Origin of the sequence: Caenispirillum bisanense, from assembly GCF_039523075.1 — a bacterium.
Taxonomy (GTDB): domain Bacteria; phylum Pseudomonadota; class Alphaproteobacteria; order Rhodospirillales; family Rhodospirillaceae; genus Caenispirillum; species Caenispirillum bisanense.
On sequence record NZ_BAAAEP010000006.1, the window covers coordinates 27,047 to 44,745 of the forward strand.

At 63.7% G+C, this 17,699-nt stretch carries 21 protein-coding genes and 1 tRNA gene; 14 read left to right on the forward strand and 8 right to left on the reverse strand.

Annotated features, from left to right (window positions below):
* Window positions 1-14: 14 nt before the first annotated feature.
* From ABD056_RS04800 to ABD056_RS04815, 4 genes are all read right to left on the reverse strand, one after another.
* Complete coding sequence (locus tag ABD056_RS04800) at window positions 15-959, reverse strand: DMT family transporter (protein ID WP_343864941.1); 945 nt, start codon at window positions 957-959, stop codon at window positions 15-17.
* A gap of 126 nt (window positions 960-1,085) precedes the next feature.
* Window positions 1,086-1,988, reverse strand: coding sequence for a bifunctional 5,10-methylenetetrahydrofolate dehydrogenase/5,10-methenyltetrahydrofolate cyclohydrolase (locus ABD056_RS04805; protein ID WP_343864943.1), 903 nt, complete (start codon window positions 1,986-1,988; stop codon window positions 1,086-1,088).
* Window positions 1,981-2,316 carry a DUF167 family protein gene (locus tag ABD056_RS04810; RefSeq protein WP_343864945.1) on the reverse strand — a complete coding sequence of 112 codons (336 nt, stop codon included), beginning with the start codon at window positions 2,314-2,316 and terminating at the stop codon, window positions 1,981-1,983. The genes ABD056_RS04805 and ABD056_RS04810 overlap by 8 nt, the downstream gene beginning before the upstream one ends.
* A gap of 5 nt (window positions 2,317-2,321) precedes the next feature.
* A complete protein-coding gene (locus tag ABD056_RS04815; protein WP_343864947.1) occupies window positions 2,322-2,618 on the reverse strand; it encodes a YggT family protein in 297 nt (98 codons plus the stop codon).
* A 163-nt stretch (window positions 2,619-2,781) separates the two neighbouring features.
* Here ABD056_RS04815 and ABD056_RS04820 point away from each other — a divergent pair.
* A tRNA-Ala gene (locus tag ABD056_RS04820) sits at window positions 2,782-2,857 on the forward strand.
* Between the two features lie 257 nt (window positions 2,858-3,114).
* Here ABD056_RS04820 and ABD056_RS04825 read toward each other — a convergent pair.
* From ABD056_RS04825 to ABD056_RS04840, 4 genes are all read right to left on the reverse strand, one after another.
* Window positions 3,115-5,226, reverse strand: a complete 2,112-nt coding sequence (locus ABD056_RS04825; protein ID WP_026330037.1) for a 7-cyano-7-deazaguanine synthase — start codon at window positions 5,224-5,226, stop codon at window positions 3,115-3,117.
* Window positions 5,216-6,004: a hypothetical protein gene (locus ABD056_RS04830; protein WP_343864950.1), complete on the reverse strand. Its 789-nt coding sequence runs from the start codon at window positions 6,002-6,004 to the stop codon at window positions 5,216-5,218. The genes ABD056_RS04825 and ABD056_RS04830 overlap by 11 nt, the downstream gene beginning before the upstream one ends.
* Before the next feature lie 35 nt (window positions 6,005-6,039).
* The gene (locus tag ABD056_RS04835) at window positions 6,040-6,273 is read right to left on the reverse strand and encodes a LexA family protein (protein ID WP_241924165.1); all 234 of its coding nucleotides are present in this window, start codon (window positions 6,271-6,273) and stop codon (window positions 6,040-6,042) included.
* 89 nt (window positions 6,274-6,362) lie between these two features.
* Window positions 6,363-6,800, reverse strand: a complete 438-nt coding sequence (locus ABD056_RS04840; RefSeq protein WP_343864953.1) for a thermonuclease family protein — start codon at window positions 6,798-6,800, stop codon at window positions 6,363-6,365.
* A gap of 369 nt (window positions 6,801-7,169) precedes the next feature.
* On the opposite strand from ABD056_RS04840, the gene ABD056_RS04845 reads away from it, so the two are divergent.
* The 13 genes from ABD056_RS04845 to ABD056_RS04905 all read left to right on the forward strand — a co-directional run bounded on the left by ABD056_RS04845 (window position 7,170) and on the right by ABD056_RS04905 (window position 17,699).
* Window positions 7,170-7,631: a DUF2924 domain-containing protein gene (locus tag ABD056_RS04845; protein WP_026330036.1), complete on the forward strand. Its 462-nt coding sequence runs from the start codon at window positions 7,170-7,172 to the stop codon at window positions 7,629-7,631.
* The gene (locus ABD056_RS04850) at window positions 7,628-8,995 is read left to right on the forward strand and encodes a recombinase family protein (RefSeq protein ID WP_241924167.1); all 1,368 of its coding nucleotides are present in this window, start codon (window positions 7,628-7,630) and stop codon (window positions 8,993-8,995) included. Before ABD056_RS04845 ends, ABD056_RS04850 begins: the two co-directional genes overlap by 4 nt.
* Entirely contained in the window at window positions 8,992-9,468 is a 477-nt protein-coding gene (locus ABD056_RS04855) for a hypothetical protein (protein ID WP_241924168.1), read from the forward strand. The genes ABD056_RS04850 and ABD056_RS04855 overlap by 4 nt, the downstream gene beginning before the upstream one ends.
* A gap of 159 nt (window positions 9,469-9,627) precedes the next feature.
* The gene (locus ABD056_RS04860; RefSeq protein WP_241924169.1) at window positions 9,628-9,954 is read left to right on the forward strand and encodes a helix-turn-helix transcriptional regulator; all 327 of its coding nucleotides are present in this window, start codon (window positions 9,628-9,630) and stop codon (window positions 9,952-9,954) included.
* On the forward strand, window positions 9,951-10,433 hold the full coding sequence (locus ABD056_RS04865; protein ID WP_241924170.1) for a hypothetical protein: 483 nt from the start codon (window positions 9,951-9,953) through the stop codon (window positions 10,431-10,433). The genes ABD056_RS04860 and ABD056_RS04865 overlap by 4 nt, the downstream gene beginning before the upstream one ends.
* Window positions 10,430-11,272, forward strand: a complete 843-nt coding sequence (locus tag ABD056_RS04870; protein ID WP_241924171.1) for an ATP-binding protein — start codon at window positions 10,430-10,432, stop codon at window positions 11,270-11,272. Before ABD056_RS04865 ends, ABD056_RS04870 begins: the two co-directional genes overlap by 4 nt.
* A gap of 5 nt (window positions 11,273-11,277) precedes the next feature.
* Window positions 11,278-11,904: a hypothetical protein gene (locus ABD056_RS04875; RefSeq protein WP_343864958.1), complete on the forward strand. Its 627-nt coding sequence runs from the start codon at window positions 11,278-11,280 to the stop codon at window positions 11,902-11,904.
* Between the two features lie 11 nt (window positions 11,905-11,915).
* Complete coding sequence (locus ABD056_RS04880) at window positions 11,916-12,773, forward strand: P63C domain-containing protein (RefSeq protein ID WP_026330034.1); 858 nt, start codon at window positions 11,916-11,918, stop codon at window positions 12,771-12,773.
* Window positions 12,770-13,270, forward strand: a complete 501-nt coding sequence (locus tag ABD056_RS04885) for a DUF6511 domain-containing protein (RefSeq protein ID WP_019560061.1) — start codon at window positions 12,770-12,772, stop codon at window positions 13,268-13,270. The genes ABD056_RS04880 and ABD056_RS04885 overlap by 4 nt, the downstream gene beginning before the upstream one ends.
* Window positions 13,267-14,001 (forward strand): PD-(D/E)XK nuclease family protein, encoded by a 735-nt coding sequence (locus ABD056_RS04890; RefSeq protein ID WP_019560060.1) that lies wholly within the window; start codon window positions 13,267-13,269, stop codon window positions 13,999-14,001. The genes ABD056_RS04885 and ABD056_RS04890 overlap by 4 nt, the downstream gene beginning before the upstream one ends.
* A gap of 201 nt (window positions 14,002-14,202) precedes the next feature.
* Complete coding sequence (locus tag ABD056_RS04895) at window positions 14,203-14,799, forward strand: sigma-70 family RNA polymerase sigma factor (protein ID WP_019560059.1); 597 nt, start codon at window positions 14,203-14,205, stop codon at window positions 14,797-14,799.
* Complete coding sequence (locus ABD056_RS04900) at window positions 14,792-17,083, forward strand: phage/plasmid primase, P4 family (protein WP_241924173.1); 2,292 nt, start codon at window positions 14,792-14,794, stop codon at window positions 17,081-17,083. Before ABD056_RS04895 ends, ABD056_RS04900 begins: the two co-directional genes overlap by 8 nt.
* Before the next feature lie 139 nt (window positions 17,084-17,222).
* Window positions 17,223-17,699, forward strand: a complete 477-nt coding sequence (locus ABD056_RS04905) for a crossover junction endodeoxyribonuclease RuvC (RefSeq protein WP_019560057.1) — start codon at window positions 17,223-17,225, stop codon at window positions 17,697-17,699.

Consider the following 17,699-nt stretch of genomic DNA (forward strand, 5'->3'; position numbering starts at 1 on the left):
CCCGAACCGAAAGATCACGTCGGGCGGGAGGCATCGTGCGGCGGCGGCGCCTGCTTCACCCGTGCCTCGCGCAGCAGGATGTAGAGGGTGGAGGCGGCGATGATCAGCGCCCCCACCAGGGTCATCCAGCTCGGCTGCTCGGCGAACATCAGGAAGCCGAGCGCCCAGGCGATGGGGATCTGGAAGTAGTCGAAGGGCACCACGATGGTGGTGTCGGCCAAGCGGTAGGCGCGCAGGGCGAAGTACTGCCCCATGGTGCCGAGCGCCCCCACCCCGGCCAGCACCGCCAGCACTCCGGCATCGGGCGTCTTCCAGTGCGGCAGCGAGGCAATGCCGGTGACGATGATGGAGGCGATGGAAAACCACGTCAGCATGGTCAGCGGCCCTTCCGTCGCCGCCATGCGCTTGATGAGGGTGATGACGCAGGCCATCAGGAAGGCCGCCGCCACCGCCGCCCAGGCGGCGGCGTTGAGGTCGCCGGTGTCGGGCCGCAGGATCAGCAGCACGCCGACGAAGCCGCAGGCGGTCGCCGCCCACCGCCGCCAGCGCACCGCCTCGCCCAGGAACAGCACCGCCAGCACGATGAGGAACAGCGGCCGGGCATAGGCCAGCGCCGTCGCCGCCGCCAGTTCCATGTTGGCGATGGCGTAGAAGATGCACAGCATGGTGGCCGAGCCGAACAGCGCCCGCAGCACATGCAGCCCCGGCCGGTGGGTGACCAGCACCGAGCCCATGTCGCGCCACGGCAGGAAGGGCATCAGGGCGACGAAGCCGAACACGCAGCGGAAGAAGGCCACCTCGAACCCGTGCAGGTCGCCGCCCGACAGCTTCGCCCCCGCCCCCATGAAGCCGAAGGCGACCGAGCTGGCCATCATCCACAGGGCGCCGCGCACGTTGTGGGACAGTTGCTGCGGCAGGGCATCGAACGGCCGCAGCAGACGCTGCAGGAGGGACGGCATGGCGGTTCCGGGCGCAGGAAAACGGCGGAAATCATGGCCCGACTCCGCTGCCGGGGCCAGAGCCACTCTGCGATCCCGGCCATCGCCATCGGGCATGCCGCCGTCTGCGCTGGGGCGCCGGCGGCCTCAGACGCCGCAGTCGGCCAGCTTCATGTCCAGGCGGTGCTGGCGGCAGCAGGCCAGCAGGGTGTTGCGCAGCAGCATGCCGATGCCGAGCGGCCCGACGGCGGTGAAGCGGTCGGCATAGGCGCCGGCCACCTGCAGCATGTCGGCGCGGCGGCAGTCGCCCACCTGCTCGACGTTGCCGTCCGGCCGCTGCACCCGGTGGCGGCCGGTATCGATGACGGTGGCGCCGGGGCGGATCCAGTCGGCCCGGATGGCCTCCGGCCGGTTGATGCTGCTGACCACGATGTCGGCCTGGCGGGTCACCGCCTTGGGATCGCGGCTGCGCGAATGGATCAGGGTGACGGTGCAGTCGGCCAGGGTCAGCAGCTGCGCCACCGGCGAGCCGACCACGGCGCAGCGGCCGATCACCGCCGCCGTCATGCCTGCCAGGTCGCGGCCGTGCTGGTGGCGCAGGATGTGGCGCACCGCCAGGGGGATGCTGGGCAGCAGCCCGGTGCCGCCGGTGATCATCTCGCCCATGTTGCGGGGGTGCTGGCCGTCGACGTCCTTCTCCGCCTGGATGGCGCGGCGCACCCGCGGAAGGTCGATGTGGCGCGGCAGCGGCTCCAGCAGCAGCACGCCGTTGATGGCGGTGTCGTCGTTCATGCCCTCGATGACCAGCAGCAGCTCGTCGGTGGTGGTCTCGGCCGGCATGTCGTGGCGGTTGACGGTGAAGCCGACGTCGCGGGCCCAGGCCTCGCGCTCGTCCAGCATCACCTTGGTCTCGCCCTTGTCGCCGACGCGGATGAGGGCGATGCCCGGGCGCAGCTTGCGGGTGTCGCGGATCTCCCGCACCCGCTTGCCGACCGCATCGCGCAGGTCTTCCGCGTCGTCGCGGCCGTCGATGAGCAGGGCTTCAGCCATGGCCGATGATCCTTTCCGCCAGATGCGCCGCCAGCGCCGCCGGATCGCCGGCGATGTGCAGCGTCTTGCGGCGGTCGGTGGCGCCGGCCACCAGGGTGAAGGCCGTCTTCGGCAGCTTCCACTCCTTTGCCAGCAGCTTGATCAACGCCTCGTTGGCCTTGCCGTTCTCGGGCACCGCGGTGACCGCCACCTTCAGCACGTGGCCGCCGTCGGCCTCCAGGGCAAGCCCCTGCACGGCGTTTCGCGACGCTTTGGGCGTCAGCCGCACCGCCAGCCGCACCCCGTCGGCGACGGCCTGCAGCGGCAGCCCGGCCACCGGCACGTTCATGGCGGTCAGAGCGAGTAGGCGAGGCGGCCGATGACGCCCTGCAGGAAGATGATGATGAGGATCAGCACCATGGGCGACAGGTCGACGCCGCCCATCACCGGCACCACCGACCGGATCGGCCGCAGGGCCGGCTCGGTGATGCGATGCAGGAAGTCGCCCACGGTGTAGACGAAGCGGTTGTGGGTGTTGATGACGTTGAACGCCACGAGCCAGCTCATCACCGCCGAGATGATGAGCGCCCAGAGATAGAGATTGAGCGCGATGCTCACGACCTGCAGCAGGGGCCCGAGAACGACATCCATGGACGTACAACCGCTCCGCGTTGGAAATGCTCGCGAAAAACGTAAGGCCTGGGGGCAGATCGCGCAAGGCCGGCGGGTGGTTCGGGTCTCTGACGGCAAAAGTGAAAGGGCGCGACGAAGTGCTTGACAACCCCACCCGCCCCCACCATTATCCGCGCCCACCGGGGCTGTAGCTCAGATGGGAGAGCGCTGCAATCGCACTGCAGAGGTCAGGGGTTCGATTCCCCTCAGCTCCACCACTTACTCAAAACCCAACCGCTCTCGGTTGGGTTTTTTTCTGCCCGGAACGCCAGTTTTGGCGCGGGTTCGCGCCTCGCTGCGACGGACGCCACCGGCCTGGACAGCCCCGTTTCGGGTGGCTTTTCGTTCTCAGTGCCCGCCTATTCTCTGTTTCTGCGAAGGGGGACTTCGCACCCGGCCCTGCATTGGCGCGGGTTTGCGGCGGCCTGTTCGGCACGGAAGCCGCCTTCACGCAGGCGACCCGCCCCGGACAGGGCTACTCATTCACAATGGGGCGGACATCCCAGGTGATGGGCACCCCGGGCCGGTAGACGACCTCGTTGCCAAATTTGATGCTGGCCTTCAGGTGTTCAGCCAGCGGCTTGTCCCATTTCTCAATCTGCTTGATCGCCCGGTTGACGGCGTTGCGGAAGGCGTCCCGGACGTTTTTCCGTTTGTCGCCAGCCTTGCGAAGCTTGCCGCCCTTGCCGACACCTGCCGTGATCGCATCAGCGATCTGGGCCATCTCGTCCTCAATTTCCTCCACACGCTGGTGATCGCCGTCTTGCTCGGCTTCCGCCTTCTCGGTAACCAGCGACTGGTACTTGGCTCGATATTGCTCGACTGCCTTCCTGTCCACCACGACTCCCGCGTTGCCCAGCGGTGCTCCGGTCGTCACCTGAAAACCATCTTCAATGTCATCGTGCTCCAGCCCGGAATTCGCGTGATCGGCGACGCCCAGCGCATAGCCGCAAACGACTTCATAGACAGATGCCTCCCGATCCGGATGCGCCAGCAGCAGGTTGATGTATTCCGCGCCCTTGTCCACGCCTATGATATTGATCGTGTTCCCTCGATTGAACCGAGCCTCCCAACCGCCTCCGCGCTTGCGAAAGAAGTTATCTGGCTGCTTTTCCTTCGGCGACACCGTTGGCACCGAGATCACCGATGCGGATTCATGTACGGTGCGCAGCAAGGCATCGCCCGGCATGGTGCGCTCCCGGATCGCCGTGGCATGGCGGCGAACCATCTCGTCTAACGCGGCGTTCACCTCGCTGGCGTGCCGCTTGTAGAGATCGAAAACGAGCTGGGCAGCCTGTGCAGTGCTTCCGCCAAGGAAGCGCAGCACCCGATTCACCTCGGCGTATTTGGCGAGGAACTGCCCTACGTTCTCCAGCGAGCTCACTTGGTTGGCCCGCTCCAAGTAGGATGCGGACATGATCTTGTCGTCGTCCTTGTTCCGGCTCTGCGTGAACACGTCCGTCTTGTAATGCTCAATCGGATCGTACTGGTCGGCCTTGGCGGCGATGACCGCAAAACGCCGGTCGATGCATTGCGAGCATAGGCCGCAGTGGGTGTGCTGATTCGTCATCTCCCACGTGTGGGTGCAGGTCATCGAGTGCTTGATGAGGTCGGCGCAGCCCAGCTTGACGATCTGTTCGACGACTTCGGCCTTGGTCTTCCAGATATACGGGTTCTCGACCGTGAATGGCGCTTCAGCCACCAGTGTGATGATGTCCTGGAAACCCTTCATCACCTTGGGGTGCGTTGTCCGGGTGGCGCGGCCGCCGACCACTTGAGCGCACACCGGCAGATTCAGGCTGATCACGCCATTTTCGTAGAAGCGCACGCTGCTCAGGCCGAGCATCTTGGCGATGGTCGCGCCAATCGAGACGAACAGGAACGAGCGGCTGCGCTGCGTGTATTCCCGGTTCAGCGGCTTCTTCTTGTGAACGCGCACGCTGATCTGATGCGGCGCGTTGTCTCCCGCTTTCTGCGCCAGCAGCTCTTGAAGCGTCTTGTGCCGGGTGTTGAGCTTGGGCGTGGCCTTGTGCGTGACCAGCACCACACGCCGCCTCTGGCCCAGCACTTCGTCCAGCGCGCCTGCCAGTGAGTCCAAACCACCGGAAAACATCACCACCTGCTCCGGTTTGCCATACATGGTCTGTGCGTCGTTGAACTCCAGGTAGTCCTGGAACGAATGATCCTGTTCCAGCTTGACGAAGCTGAACGCGTAGTTGTCGTCCGAGAGGAAGTCCAGCGTCGAGGTGAGCGCGTTCTTCACCTCCTCGCCGTTCCAGAAATCCGGATTGCGCACCGGCACGACGAAATGCAGGTCGCGCCGCCAGCCATCGCCGAAGCTATCGACATCGTCCGCACCGCGCAGAATCACCTGATCGGCGCTGTAGACGTAGGTAGCGATCTCCAGCAGGTCGTGGAACCTGGTCGGCACGCTGCCGAACATCTTGCTGTGGATGTCCTCGATGCGCAGCGTGACGTTGCCTTCTCCTTTCACGCCAGAGAGCCGAAGGCGAATTTCGTTCTTCGGATCGTCGCTGATTCCCTTGGCCGAGGCGTTTCCGCAAATGACGAATTTCTTAGTTTGCACTGGTGCGCGCCCCCAACTTCAATTCATCCTTCATCTTCTTCAGCGCGAAGCCAGCAAAGCCGTCGGACGATTTTCTTGAAATGTCACCGCCTTCCTCGTAGCGGTGTTTGGAAAACCATTGGGACGAGAAATCTCGAACGATCACCGATGCTTCCCACGTATGCGTGCTCAGCGCGTGATCGAAAAGCGCTTTCTGGTTCATCGTCGCAAAGCGCATTCCTTCACCCACATGGGTCGCCAGCGTCTTGGACAGGAAATATTGGAGGCTCTGGTTGGCCAGCCGGTCGAAGAACGAACGCGACAGATCGCCGAATTCCTTTTGCGTTCCGAGTTTGGAAAGCGCCGCGCGCATCGTGTCCTTGTCGTTTGGGAATAGACCGTTAAAGTGGGGCTGAAGCGCGTCGGCCACCGCGCCGACCAGCGCGCGTCCGGCGATCTCGGCAAGATCGGAGCGCCTGCGGGAATGGTCGACGGCACGATCCAAGGCCTCGGTGAGACTCGCCGTCACATCGGGCAGTGTTGCGTCGTCAGGCAAGGAAATGCCGACGGATCGAAGATGGGCGTAGAGATCATCCTTTTTGGCGGCAATGGCCAATTGCGTCATCAGCCACACGGCCTCCGTGTACCCCTTGTCATCCATCACGAACGAGAACGCCTTTTCTGCGGCGGCGATGGTGGCGTTGGCAACTTGGGACACGTCTGCGCCAGCGGCGATCAGGCCGACGACCTCCTTCCACGCTTTCGTCCTTGGCAGTACCCCGAGCCGAACGTGCCCCATTCAGGATTCCCCTTGTTGAGATCAGTACATCGCGATCACTCGTGCCGTTTCACGATCACGATGCTCCGGGCTTTTTTTTCTTCTTTCCTCAAATACCCTTTGCGTACCAACTGCGCGATCTGTTCATGGGCGCTGGCGTGGCTGATGCCCAGCGCGTCGGCCAACTCCTTGACGGTAGGCGGCAGGCCTGTGCTGTCGAAGATTTGGCAAATCGCCCTCAGCGTTCTGGTCTGCGGCTCAGTGATGCCTTCTGTCTTGTGCTTGCTCATGGCATTCCTCCTCGCCGATTTCGAGAATATATGACCTGATGAACATCAGGTCAATGGAGGCGACCCAACGCAGAAAATCTCTGGTCTGACTACGGGCGCGAGGCGCGGCGCCAGTCCCAAGGAGCTATCGGATCGGCATCGCGCCACAGTCCGGCGTGGCGGCCGCGCGCCTCCTGTTCGGCGAACTCGTAGGCACCGGCATCCTCGGCGGACTGCTCCTGTGCGTACTGCCGGTACCACCAAGCCATCCCAGCTGTGATCTGGGCCAGCCCTGCGTCGAGTGTCTTCGGACACGTGCTTGCGGCGCAGGAGGGGTCGGCGACTAGCACCTTGCCCACGAGCCGCCCGTAGCGGTCGCGCTTGCTGCTCATCACGACGACGTCTTTGCCGAATACGAGGTCGGACATTGACGCCTTGGATCTCTGCCCGAACGCCTGATTCTTCTCCGGCGCATCGATCCCAGCCACCCTGATCTTGTGCTGCGTCCTATCAGCATCAAGCACGGTGACCGTGTCCCCGTCGGCCACGCCAACCACTCTGCCCGTGATGGTCTCCGCGCTGGCACTCCACGCAGCCAGGGCGATCAACGTCGCCCAGAAAAATCTCCTCGAAATCTCGCTCTCCCTATCTGATGCACGCTGAAACGGGATACCCCGACCGCCCTGTGTGCATATTCTTCGTAACGGTCTGACAACTTTACTGGCTACCGAAATGACCGTCGAACAAACACTCCCTGAATTGATGTCCCCTCGCCAACGGGCGCGCGAGGCCGCGGAAATCATCGCAACCGCCATCGCGCGCTTGCATTCCACGCGCCCCAAAGATGGCGACATTCCTCTTGGCTTCTCGGCACCCGAGCGCGTTCATACGAACCCCTCTACAAAAGGAGTTTTGAAATGAACGCACCCGCAACACCCCTCTCGCTGGCGGCGCAAATCGCTAATCTGCCGAAGCTGCCCATGAAAGCTCTGTGGGCTATCTGGGACAAGTATTTCCCGCAGCGACCGCCGCACCATAACCGGGCTTATGTCGAAGGCCGCGTCGCCTACAAAATTCAAGAGGAAGCGCTGTGCACTACGCTACTTGTCCAAAAACAAATGGCGCGGATTGGCGAAGCCCAATCCAAGATCAAGACGCAGCGCGGCGTCGAAGTTCAGGTCATCCCCGGCACTGTGTTGGTGCGGGAGTTTGACAGCCGCGAACATCGCGTCACCGCGCTGGCAGACGGATCTTTCGAATACGAAGGCCGCCGGTTCAAAAGCCTGTCAGCCGTTGCCCGCCACATCACCGGCACCCAGTGGTCGGGCCCCCTGTTTTTTGGGCTTATCAAGAACAAGCGGCGAGGAGGCGGGAAATGAATAGCGTTGTGACCAAAAAGCGCTGCGCCGTCTACACCCGTGTCTCCACCGACGAGCGCCTGGATCAATCCTTCAACTCTCTTGATGCCCAGCGCGAAGCAGGCCATGCCTACATCGTGAGCCAGCGTGCCGAGGGCTGGTTGCCGGTCGCCGATGACTACGACGACGGCGGCTACTCAGGCGGCAACATGGAACGCCCGGCATTGAAACGGCTGATGGCCGACATCATGGCCGACCAGATCGACATTGTGGTCGTCTACAAGATCGACCGCTTGACACGCAGCCTGGCCGACTTCGCCAAGCTGGTGGAGCTCTTCGAGCGCCACAAGGTGTCGTTCGTGTCGGTGACACAGCAATTCAACACCACCACGTCGATGGGGCGGCTGATGCTGAACATCTTGCTGTCCTTCGCCCAGTTCGAGCGCGAGGTCACCGGCGAGCGCATCCGCGACAAGATCGCCGCCAGCAAGCGCAAGGGTCTATGGATGGGGGGATACACGCCGCTGGGCTACGAGGTCAGAGACCGCAAGCTCGTTGTTGTGGAAAAAGATGCGGAGGTCATCCGGCGAATCTTCATGCGATTTACCGAGACACGCTCCATCACAGACATCGTCCGCGAAATGGCCTTGGAGGGAATCACCACCAAGCCCAACCGCCTGAAGGATGGCTGCGTGCGTAACGGCACGCCAATGGACAAGAAGTACATCTCCAAGGTACTGCGCAACCCGATCTACGTCGGCGAAATTCGCCACAAGGGAGCGGTGTTTGCCGGGCAACACGAGCCCATCATCACGCGCCAGCTGTGGGACCGAGTGCAGGCCATCCTTGCCGAAGATGCCCATCAGCGCATGGGCAAGACCCAGACCCGGCACAAGACCGATGCCTTGTTGCGTGGCCTGATGTTCGGCCCTGATGGCGGCAAATACCACATCACTTACAGCAAGAAGCCATCCGGCAAGAAGTACCGCTACTACATCCCCAAGGCAGACAGCCGTTACGGCTACCGCAGCAGCGCCACCGGGATGATCCCGGCCGACCAAATCGAGGAGGTGGTGGTGAACCTGATTGTGGGGGCGCTCCAGTCGCCAGAAAGCATCCAGGGAGTCTGGAACGCGGTGCGCAGCAAGTACCCGGAGATCGATGAGCCCACGACCTTGCTGGCCATGCGCCGTCTCGGAGAGGTCTGGAAAGCCTTGTTCCCCGCTGAGCAGGTGCGGCTGGTCAATCTGCTGATCGAGCGCGTCCAGCTTCTCTCCGATGGCGTCGATATCGTCTGGCGCGAGTCGGGATGGCGGGAACTGGCCGGTGAGTTGCAGGCGGACAGCATCGGCGGCGAACTGCTGGAAATGGAGATGACCCCATGAACCGCACGTCCAAGAAGCTGATCGGCGATGGCATACCCCACGAGCGCCGCCATCCGCTGGAGGGGGGAGGTGTCCGGATCACGACTTTCGTGCCCTTCCATTTCAAGAAGCGCGGTATCAAAAAGGTAATCGTTGCCCCGGAAGGCGTCACCCAGCCAATTGCCATCACCAGTACCCCGGTACTGACCCCCGAACAGGATCGCCCACTGCTCAAGGCGCTGGGACGCGGTATCTACTGGCAGCAGTTGATCGACAACGGAACGGTGGCCAGCAGCGCCGAAATTGCCGAGCGGGAGTGCATCCACCGTTCCACGGTCAACGATCTGCTGCGGCTGGCGCTTCTCGCCCCTGACATTGTCCAGGCTGCATACGAAGGACGCCTGCCCCGGGCGGTGTCCTTGGAGGCCCTGCTGCGGGCCAAGGTGCCCCTGGACTGGAATGAGCAACGCCGTCTGATCGCGTCCCTCGGGTAGCAGAGGGTCCAGCAAAAAAATTTTCCGCTACGCCAAATGTAGCTGTTGCTACGCCGGATGTAGCGCCTTCCCCGATGAAGGCGTGCATCGGTCATCAACGGCCAGTACAGGACTGGCCACCGGTCGCGCCCGAATCCCTGAGCGGGAAGGAGCACGGCAATGGCCTATTCCATGGCATTGGCTGGGGGCTCCGGTGGAACACCGGCCCTCAATTCCGGCGTCGGCTTCAGTTCGACGCCCACCCCTGAAAGCACGGCGCTGTCCCAGCGCCGATTCCTGAGCGAGGTCGAGCTCGCCAATCGTTGGGGCATGTCCCCCAAGACCCTCACCAGGTGGCGCGGGATGGGAAAGGGCCCCTTTTTCGTCAAGTTCTCGAAGAAGGTGGCCTACCCCCTCGATGGCGAGAACGGGGTGCTCGATTACGAGAAACGCCACGTCTACGCCTCGACGTCCGAACGTGTGCCGGTGAAGGGAGGTCAGTCATGAAAGAACTGACCCTCTACCCAGCCGACCTCGCGGCCATGAGCACGCCCCAGTTGGCAGCGCTACCGATCAGCGACTTCGTCGCAGCCGAACGAAATGTCGATGAGGCCGTCGCTTACCTCAAGAACCTGCGCGCCAAGCTGGATGCCGCCAAGCTCCAGCGGTACGGCGAGCAGGCTCGAGCGGCCCTGCGCGCATCTGGCCGCGATTTCGGCACCGCCCACATTCGCGACGGGGCGCTGCACATCAAGTACGAACTCCCCAAAAGGGTGACCTGGAACCAGATCATCCTCAAGGAGATGGCCGAGCGCATCGTCGCTGCGGGCGACAAGGTCGAGGACTACATCGACATCAAGCTTTCGGTGTCCGAGACCCGCTACAGCAACTGGCCGCAGGCCTTGCAGCAGCAGTTCGCGGCTGCCCGCACGGTCGAGGAAGGCAAGCCGGTCATCACCCTGACGCTCGATGGGGAGGCCGCATGAAAAAGCTCCCCATCGTGTCCGCTATCGAGCGGATGGCCGAGCGCAAGGGCGTGAAGCTGCTGATGCTGGGCAAGTCCGGCATTGGCAAGACCACCCGGCTCAAGGACCTCGACCCGACCACCACGCTGTTCCTCGACATCGAGGCGGGCGATCTTGCCGTGGCTGACTGGCCGGGCGACACCATCCGCCCGGCATCGTGGCCGGAGAGCCGCGACTTCTTCGTGTTCCTCGCGGGTCCCGACAAGTCGCTGCCGCCGGAGGCCGCGTTCTCGCAGGCGCACTACGACCACGTCGTCGAGAAGTTTGGCGACCCGGCGCAACTCGACCGCTACCAGACCTTCTTCCTCGACTCGATCACGCAGCTCTCGCGTCAGTGCTTCGCGTGGTGCAAGACGCAGCCGGGCTCCGTCAGCGACCGCACCGGCAAGACAGACCTGCGCGCAGCCTATGGCCTGCTTGGTCAGGAAATGATCGCCGCGCTGACCCACCTTCAGCACGCACGCGGCAAGAACGTGGTGTTCGTGGCCATCCTCGACGAACGCCTCGATGACTACAACCGCAAGGTGTTCGTGCCCCAGATCGAGGGCAGCAAGACCGCCCTCGAACTGCCCGGCATCGTCGATGAGGTCGTGACGCTGGCCGAGATCAAGGCCGAGGACGGTAGCGCCTACCGCGCGTTCGTCACCCACACCGTCAACCCCTACGGCTTTCCGGCCAAAGACCGCAGTGGTCGCCTCGACCTGCTGGAGCCGCCGCATCTCGGCGCGCTGATCGCCAAGTGCGCGGGCGCAACCGCCACGCCTGCACGCGCCGCCACCCCTATCGAATCTCAGGAGTAATCGCCATGACCACCAACTGGAACGACTTCAACGATGCGGAACAGCAACAGGGCTTCGACCTCATTCCCAAGGGCACGCTGGTGCCGGTGCGCATGACTCTCAAGCCAGGCGGTTATGACGACCCGTCGCAGGGATGGACGGGCGGCTACGCCACCGAATCCTTCGAGACCGGCTCGATCTACCTCGCCGCCGAGTTCGTGGTCACGGCAGGCGACTACGCCAAGCGCAAGATGTGGTCGAACATCGGCCTGCACTCCAAGAAGGGCCCGACCTGGGGCCAGATGGGCCGCAGCTTCATCCGCGCCGTGCTCAACAGCGCGCGCAACGTCCACCCGCAGGACATGAGTCCGCAGGCCGCCGCCGCGCGGCGCATCCAGGGCTTCCATGAACTGGACGGCATCGAGTTTCTGGCCCGCGTGGACATCGAGAAGGACGCCAAGGGCCAGGACCGCAACGTGGTCAAGCTCGCGGTCGAACCCGACCACCCCGAGTACGCCAAGCTCATGGGCGTGCCGCCCAAGGCCAAGACCGGCGGCGGCACCTCGGGCGCTCCGGCGCAGGCAGCACCCGCGTATCAGACCTCGGCTACGCAACGCGCACCCGTGACGGGCAAACCGTCCTGGGCACAGTGAGGGAGGCCGTCATGAACGCATCCATGCTCACTGCCAGCCACTACGGCGTCGTGCATTTCGGAGATCTCGACTGCGAGGCGGTCGTGCTCACCACCGGCGAGCGCGGCTATGTCCAGCGCCAACTGGCGCGTGCCTTGGGTCTGCGGGACAAAAGTCCGGGTACGCAAATCGGCGCTTTGATCCGCGAATTTTCCGCTAACTCATTGTCAGTATTCGAAAAAAAAGGGTACGCAAAGGTGCGCCTGCCGTCCGGCCAGATCGGCACGTTCTTCCCGGCGGGCATCCTGAGCGATGTGGCGCTGGGCATCATCGACGCGGCGCTGCAGGGGCGTTTGCATGCCAAGCGGCAGCACATCATCCCCAACTGCCGAAAGATTCTCTCGGCGCTGGCCACCACCGGCGAAGTCGCTCTCATCGACGAGGCCACGGGCTACCAGCACCACCGTGCGCCGGACGCGCTGCAGGAGCTGATCTCCAAGTTGCTGCGCCAGTCCTGCGCATCGTGGGAGCGCCGCTTCCACCCGGACTACTACCGCGCCATCTATCGGTTGTTCGGCTGGAAGTACCAGGGCCACGACCAGAACCCACCGCACGTCGTTGGCCAGATCACGCTGCGCTGGGTCTACGGGCCGGTGCTGCCAGAGGAGCTGCTGGATGAGATCCGCAATCGCAAGGGCATCTCGCAGAAGCATCACCAGTGGCTGTCCGATCAGGGACTCGCGCATTTGGAATCGCAGATTCACGCGGTCACGGCGATTGCGCGCAGCTCGATGAGCTATCCCGACTTCAAGCGCCGCTGCGAGGCCGCCTTTGCTGGCGCTGCCCTGCAGTTGGGCCTGCTGCTCGATGAACTCGAGGAGGGGGCATGAAATGCTGGGTCTGCAAACGACAGGCCCGGGGCTACGGCCACACCGACAACCGCCACAGTGTGGGCGATCCCCGGCGCTATCCCATCGACTGGGTGTTCTGCTCGCGTCGCTGCCAGGACGCATTTCACGCGCTGTACGGCAACTGGCAGCGGGCCAAGGAAGGTCGCATCGACAAGACGGAGGTCGCCATGATTGATCCGTCTGATGTCGAACTGGCCGCAATGCGTCATTGCCTCAAGGCCTTCGGCGAGGCAGCGAGCGAGATCGGCTTCACCAAGCCGCTGGGCGACTACTCCGAAGCCGAAGCTCTGCGGGTAATCGACGCCATCGTCACTTGCTGGTCGGACGCAATGGTCGCGCACCACGAGGAAACCAAGTTTCCGCCCGTGCGGGGCTTGCCGCCCACGCCTGATCCGTTGTCACCTGATGCCGCCAATCCCTTCGCGGATCTGGAGGACGACCTGCCTTGGGATGAACCGAAGGGGAAGAAGCCATGATCGACTTCAATTCCTCATCGAGTATCGCGGGCCAGGTCACCGCCCTGGTCGACGCCGGGTTGCAGTTGGCCCGCGCCCGCCAGTCTGAGCGCCAGTACCTCGGGGCCTCGCGCCTCGGGGTGGCCTGTGAGCGCGCGCTGCAGTTCGAGTACGCGCAAGCACCCGTCGACCAGGGCCGCGAGTCCGATGGCCGGATGCTGCGCATCTTCGAACGTGGCCACGTCATGGAGGACTGCATGGTCGCGTGGCTGCGGGGCGCAGGCTTCGACCTGCGCACGCGCAAGGCGGACGGCGAGCAGTTCGGCTTCTCGGTGGCCGATGGCCGACTGCAGGGCCACATCGACGGCGTCATCGTCGCTGGCCCCGAGGGCTTTGCCTATCCAGCGCTCTGGGAGTGCAAAGCCTTAAGCAACAAGTCCTGGCGCGAGCTGGAGAAAAAGGGCTTGGCCATCGCCAAGCCCATCTATGCCGCGCAAGTGGCGATTTACCAAGCCTATCTCGAACTGCACGAGCATCCGGCGATCTTCACGGCGCTCAATGCCGACACGATGGAGATCTACGCCGAGCGGGTGCCGTTCGACGCTGGGCTTGCGCAGCGCATGTCCGACCGGGCGGTGAAAGTCATCACCGCGACTGAAACAGGCGAATTGCTGCCGCGCGCCTTTGTCGATCCGACCCACTTCGAATGCCGGATGTGCCCCTGGCAGGACCGGTGCTGGAGGACGCAATGAACCATATCGAATCACACGCACCAGAGGCGGAACCGATGGTAGGGGCACGGCAAGCCGCCCGTTTGCTCAATCTGCCCACGTACTACTTCACCAAGCCACGGTGCCGCGCCTCCAAGCGCATTCCGCACTATCGGATCGGCCAGATGGTTCGGTTCCGAATGTCAGAGCTCACCGCGTGGGCAGCGGCAGAAGGAGGAGCCCATGACTGACTACCGTGTGCGCATCTCCGTACGCAATGCCCGTCTATTGCGCGCCATCGAGCAGGCAGGCTACCGACCAGGCGCGCGGTTCGCCGCTGCCGTTGGCATCAGCTACTACGGCGCACTGCTGCCCTACCTCAATCTCACGCGCTCTCCGCTGACACCGGATGGGCTGTTGCGGGAGTGCGCATGGGCTTTGTGCGACTTCCTGAATGCATCTCCCTCCGATCTGTGGTCGGATGCACAGCTCCAGCCGCTGGAAAAGAACCATTCCAGCATCGATCTGGATGCAGACAGCGTGCAAGCCCTGACCTGTGGAACGGCGTCTGCCGACCCGCTGCGGCTGGCCAGCCACGCGCAGGCAGGCCGCATCATTCAGGATGCCATCGATTCGCTAACGCCGCGTGAGGCGGACGTGATCCGCGAGCGCTTCTTTGCCGGAGCGTCGCTCGACGAGATCGCCGAGAAGATGAAGGTCACGCGCGAGCGCGTCCGCCAGATCGAGGGGAAGGCACTGCGCAAGTTGCGTCACGAATCTCGCATCCCGCAGGAGCTGGCCGGTGTCGCCGATGTGATCGGAGGTGCTGCCGATGCTTGACTTCAATGACACCCCAAAACCAGTCGAGCCCACGCGCATCCTTGATGACAGCAAACGCGAAGAACTGCGTGCCGAACTGCTCGCGCGTCTTGAATCCGTTCTGACCACCTTGTTCCCGGCGGGTAAGAAGCGCCGTGGCAAATTCCTGATCGGTGATGTGCTGGGCAGTCCTGGCGATAGCCTCGAGGTGGTGCTCGATGGCGAGAAGGCCGGACTGTGGACGGATCGCGCGACGGGCGATGGCGGCGACATCTTTTCGCTAATCGCCGGGCATTCTGGCCTCAATATCCATACCGAGTTCAGTCTTGTTCTGGGTGCGGCTGCTGATCTGCTCGGTCGCGCCCGCGAGATGCCAGTACGCCGATCCCGCAAGAAGGATGCGCCGGTGGACGAACTCGGCCCAGCCACCGCCAAGTGGGATTACCTCGATGAGGCGGGCCGTCTCATCGCCGTCGTCTACCGCTACGACCCACCGGGACGCAAGAAGGAGTTCCGGCCCTGGGACGCCAAGCGGCGCAAGATGACGCCGCCCGAGCCGCGCCCGCTGTACAACCAGCCGGGGATGATCAGCGCCGCACAGGTGGTGCTGGTCGAAGGCGAGAAATGCGCGCAGGCGCTGATCGACGTCGGCATCGTGGCCACCACCGCGATGCACGGGGCGAATGCCCCGGTCGACAAGACCGACTGGTCGCCGCTCAAAGACAAGGCTGTGCTGATCTGGCCCGACCGCGACAAGCCGGGCTGGGAGTACGCCGTGCAGGCGGCCCAGGCCATCCTGGCCGCCGGTGCCAAGTCCTGCCACATCCTCTACCCGCCCGAGGATGCCGCCGAGGGCTGGGACGCGGCGGACGCCATCGCCGAAAGCTTCGACGTCGCCACCTTCCTCACCCACGGCCCGCGTCTGCAGATGCACGACGTGGCCGATGTCGACGAACCGGTGGTCGGCAGCGATGAGTCCGTATGGGGTACGGAGGATGCGCTGGCGCTGGCCTTCACCCGCCGCTACCACCGGGATTGGCGCTATGTCGCGGCGTGGGGTCGTTGGCTGGTGTGGGATGGCCAACGTTGGCGCACCGAGGACACGCTGGCCGCCACCGATCTGATCCGCAGTGTCTGCCGCCAGACCGCCGTGCGCGCTGAAAACCCCAAGGTCGCGGCCAAGTTGGCCAGCGCCAGTACGGTTGGCGGCGTCGAGCGACTGGCGCGTGCCGACCGCAGGCATGCGGCCACCACCGACGAGTGGGATGCCGATCCGTGGCTGCTCAATACGCCCGGTGGCGTGGTCGATCTCAAGACCGGACGCAAGCGGCCAAATGAGCGCTCTGACCGGATGACCAAGATCACCACGGCCACCCCGGACGGCGAATGTTCGCAGTGGATGGCATTCCTGTCCGACATCACGGGCGGCGATGTTGATCTGCAGTCGTATTTGCAGCGCATGGTCGGCTATTGCCTGACCGGCGTGACCAGCGCCCACGCGCTGTTCTTCCTGTACGGCACGGGAGCCAATGGCAAGAGTGTGTTCGCCAACGTCATCAGCACCATCCTCGGCAATTACGCCGCCACGGCATCGATGGAGACTTTCGTCGAAACCCGTGGAGACCGCCATCCGACCGATCTGGCAGGCCTACGTGGCGCGCGCTTCGTGACCGCCATCGAGACCGAGCAAGGCCGACGCCTGAACGAATCCAAGGTCAAGGCCATCACCGGCGGCGACAAGATCTCCGCGCGCTTCATGCACAAGGACTTCTTCGAATACACGCCGCAATTCAAGCCCGTGATCGTGGGCAACCACAAGCCCGCCATTCGCAACATCGATGAGGCAATGCGCAGGCGGCTGCACATGATTCCGTTCACGGTGACGATCCCGCCGGATCGGCGCGATCCGCGCTTGACGGAAAAGCTGCTGGCCGAACGGGACGGCATCCTCGCATGGGCCGTGGCCGGATGCCTTGCCTGGCAGCGCGAGGGATTGAAGCCGCCCGCCAGCGTGCAAGCCGCGACCGAGGAGTATTTCGAGTCCGAGGACGCGCTGGGCCGCTGGATCGACGAGCGCTGTGTGCGGGAGGTCAACGCCAAGTCACTGACCGCAGAGCTGTTCACGGATTGGAAGCAGTGGGCCGAGGCATCGGGCGAGTTCATTGGCTCGCAGCGACGTTTCTCCGATCTGCTGATCACCCGCGGAATCGAGAAGTGGCGCAACGGCATGGGCGTGCGCGGATTCCGGGGCATTGGCCTCAAGCATCCGCCGATGCCTGCCTATACGCCCTATGCGGACGAATGACTCCTCTGAAAACCATGCCGCCTGACACAACCGACACATTTGCACTAAATCGCTCTACACGCGCGCGCACGCACGTGTAGAGAAGTTATGTGCGACTGCGCCAGTTGCGTCAGATCGGCAAGAAACCGGGACTGACCTTATGACCACGACCATCCTTGCCCTCGATCTGGGCACCACCACCGGCTGGGCGCTGCGCGGCAGCGACGGCCACATCACCAGCGGATCGGAAAGTTTCCGGCCACAACGTTTCGAGGGCGGCGGCATGCGCTTTCTGCGCTTCAAACGCTGGCTCACCGAGATCAAGCAATCCTGTGACGGTATCGACGCCGTGTACTTCGAGGAGGTCCGTCGTCATGCCGGGGTTGATGCGGCACACACCTACGGCGGGTTCATGGCTCACCTCACCGCATGGTGCGAGCACCACCAGATCCCGTACCAAGGCGTCCCGGTGGGCACGATCAAGAAGCACGCCACCGGCAAGGGCAACGCGAACAAGGACGAGATGGTGGCGTCCGCCCGTGCTCGCGGTCATGCCCCGGCCAACGACAACGAAGCCGACGCGCTGGCCCTGCTGTCCTGGGCTGTCCATCACCACGACGTTGGTCAGGAGGTGTGA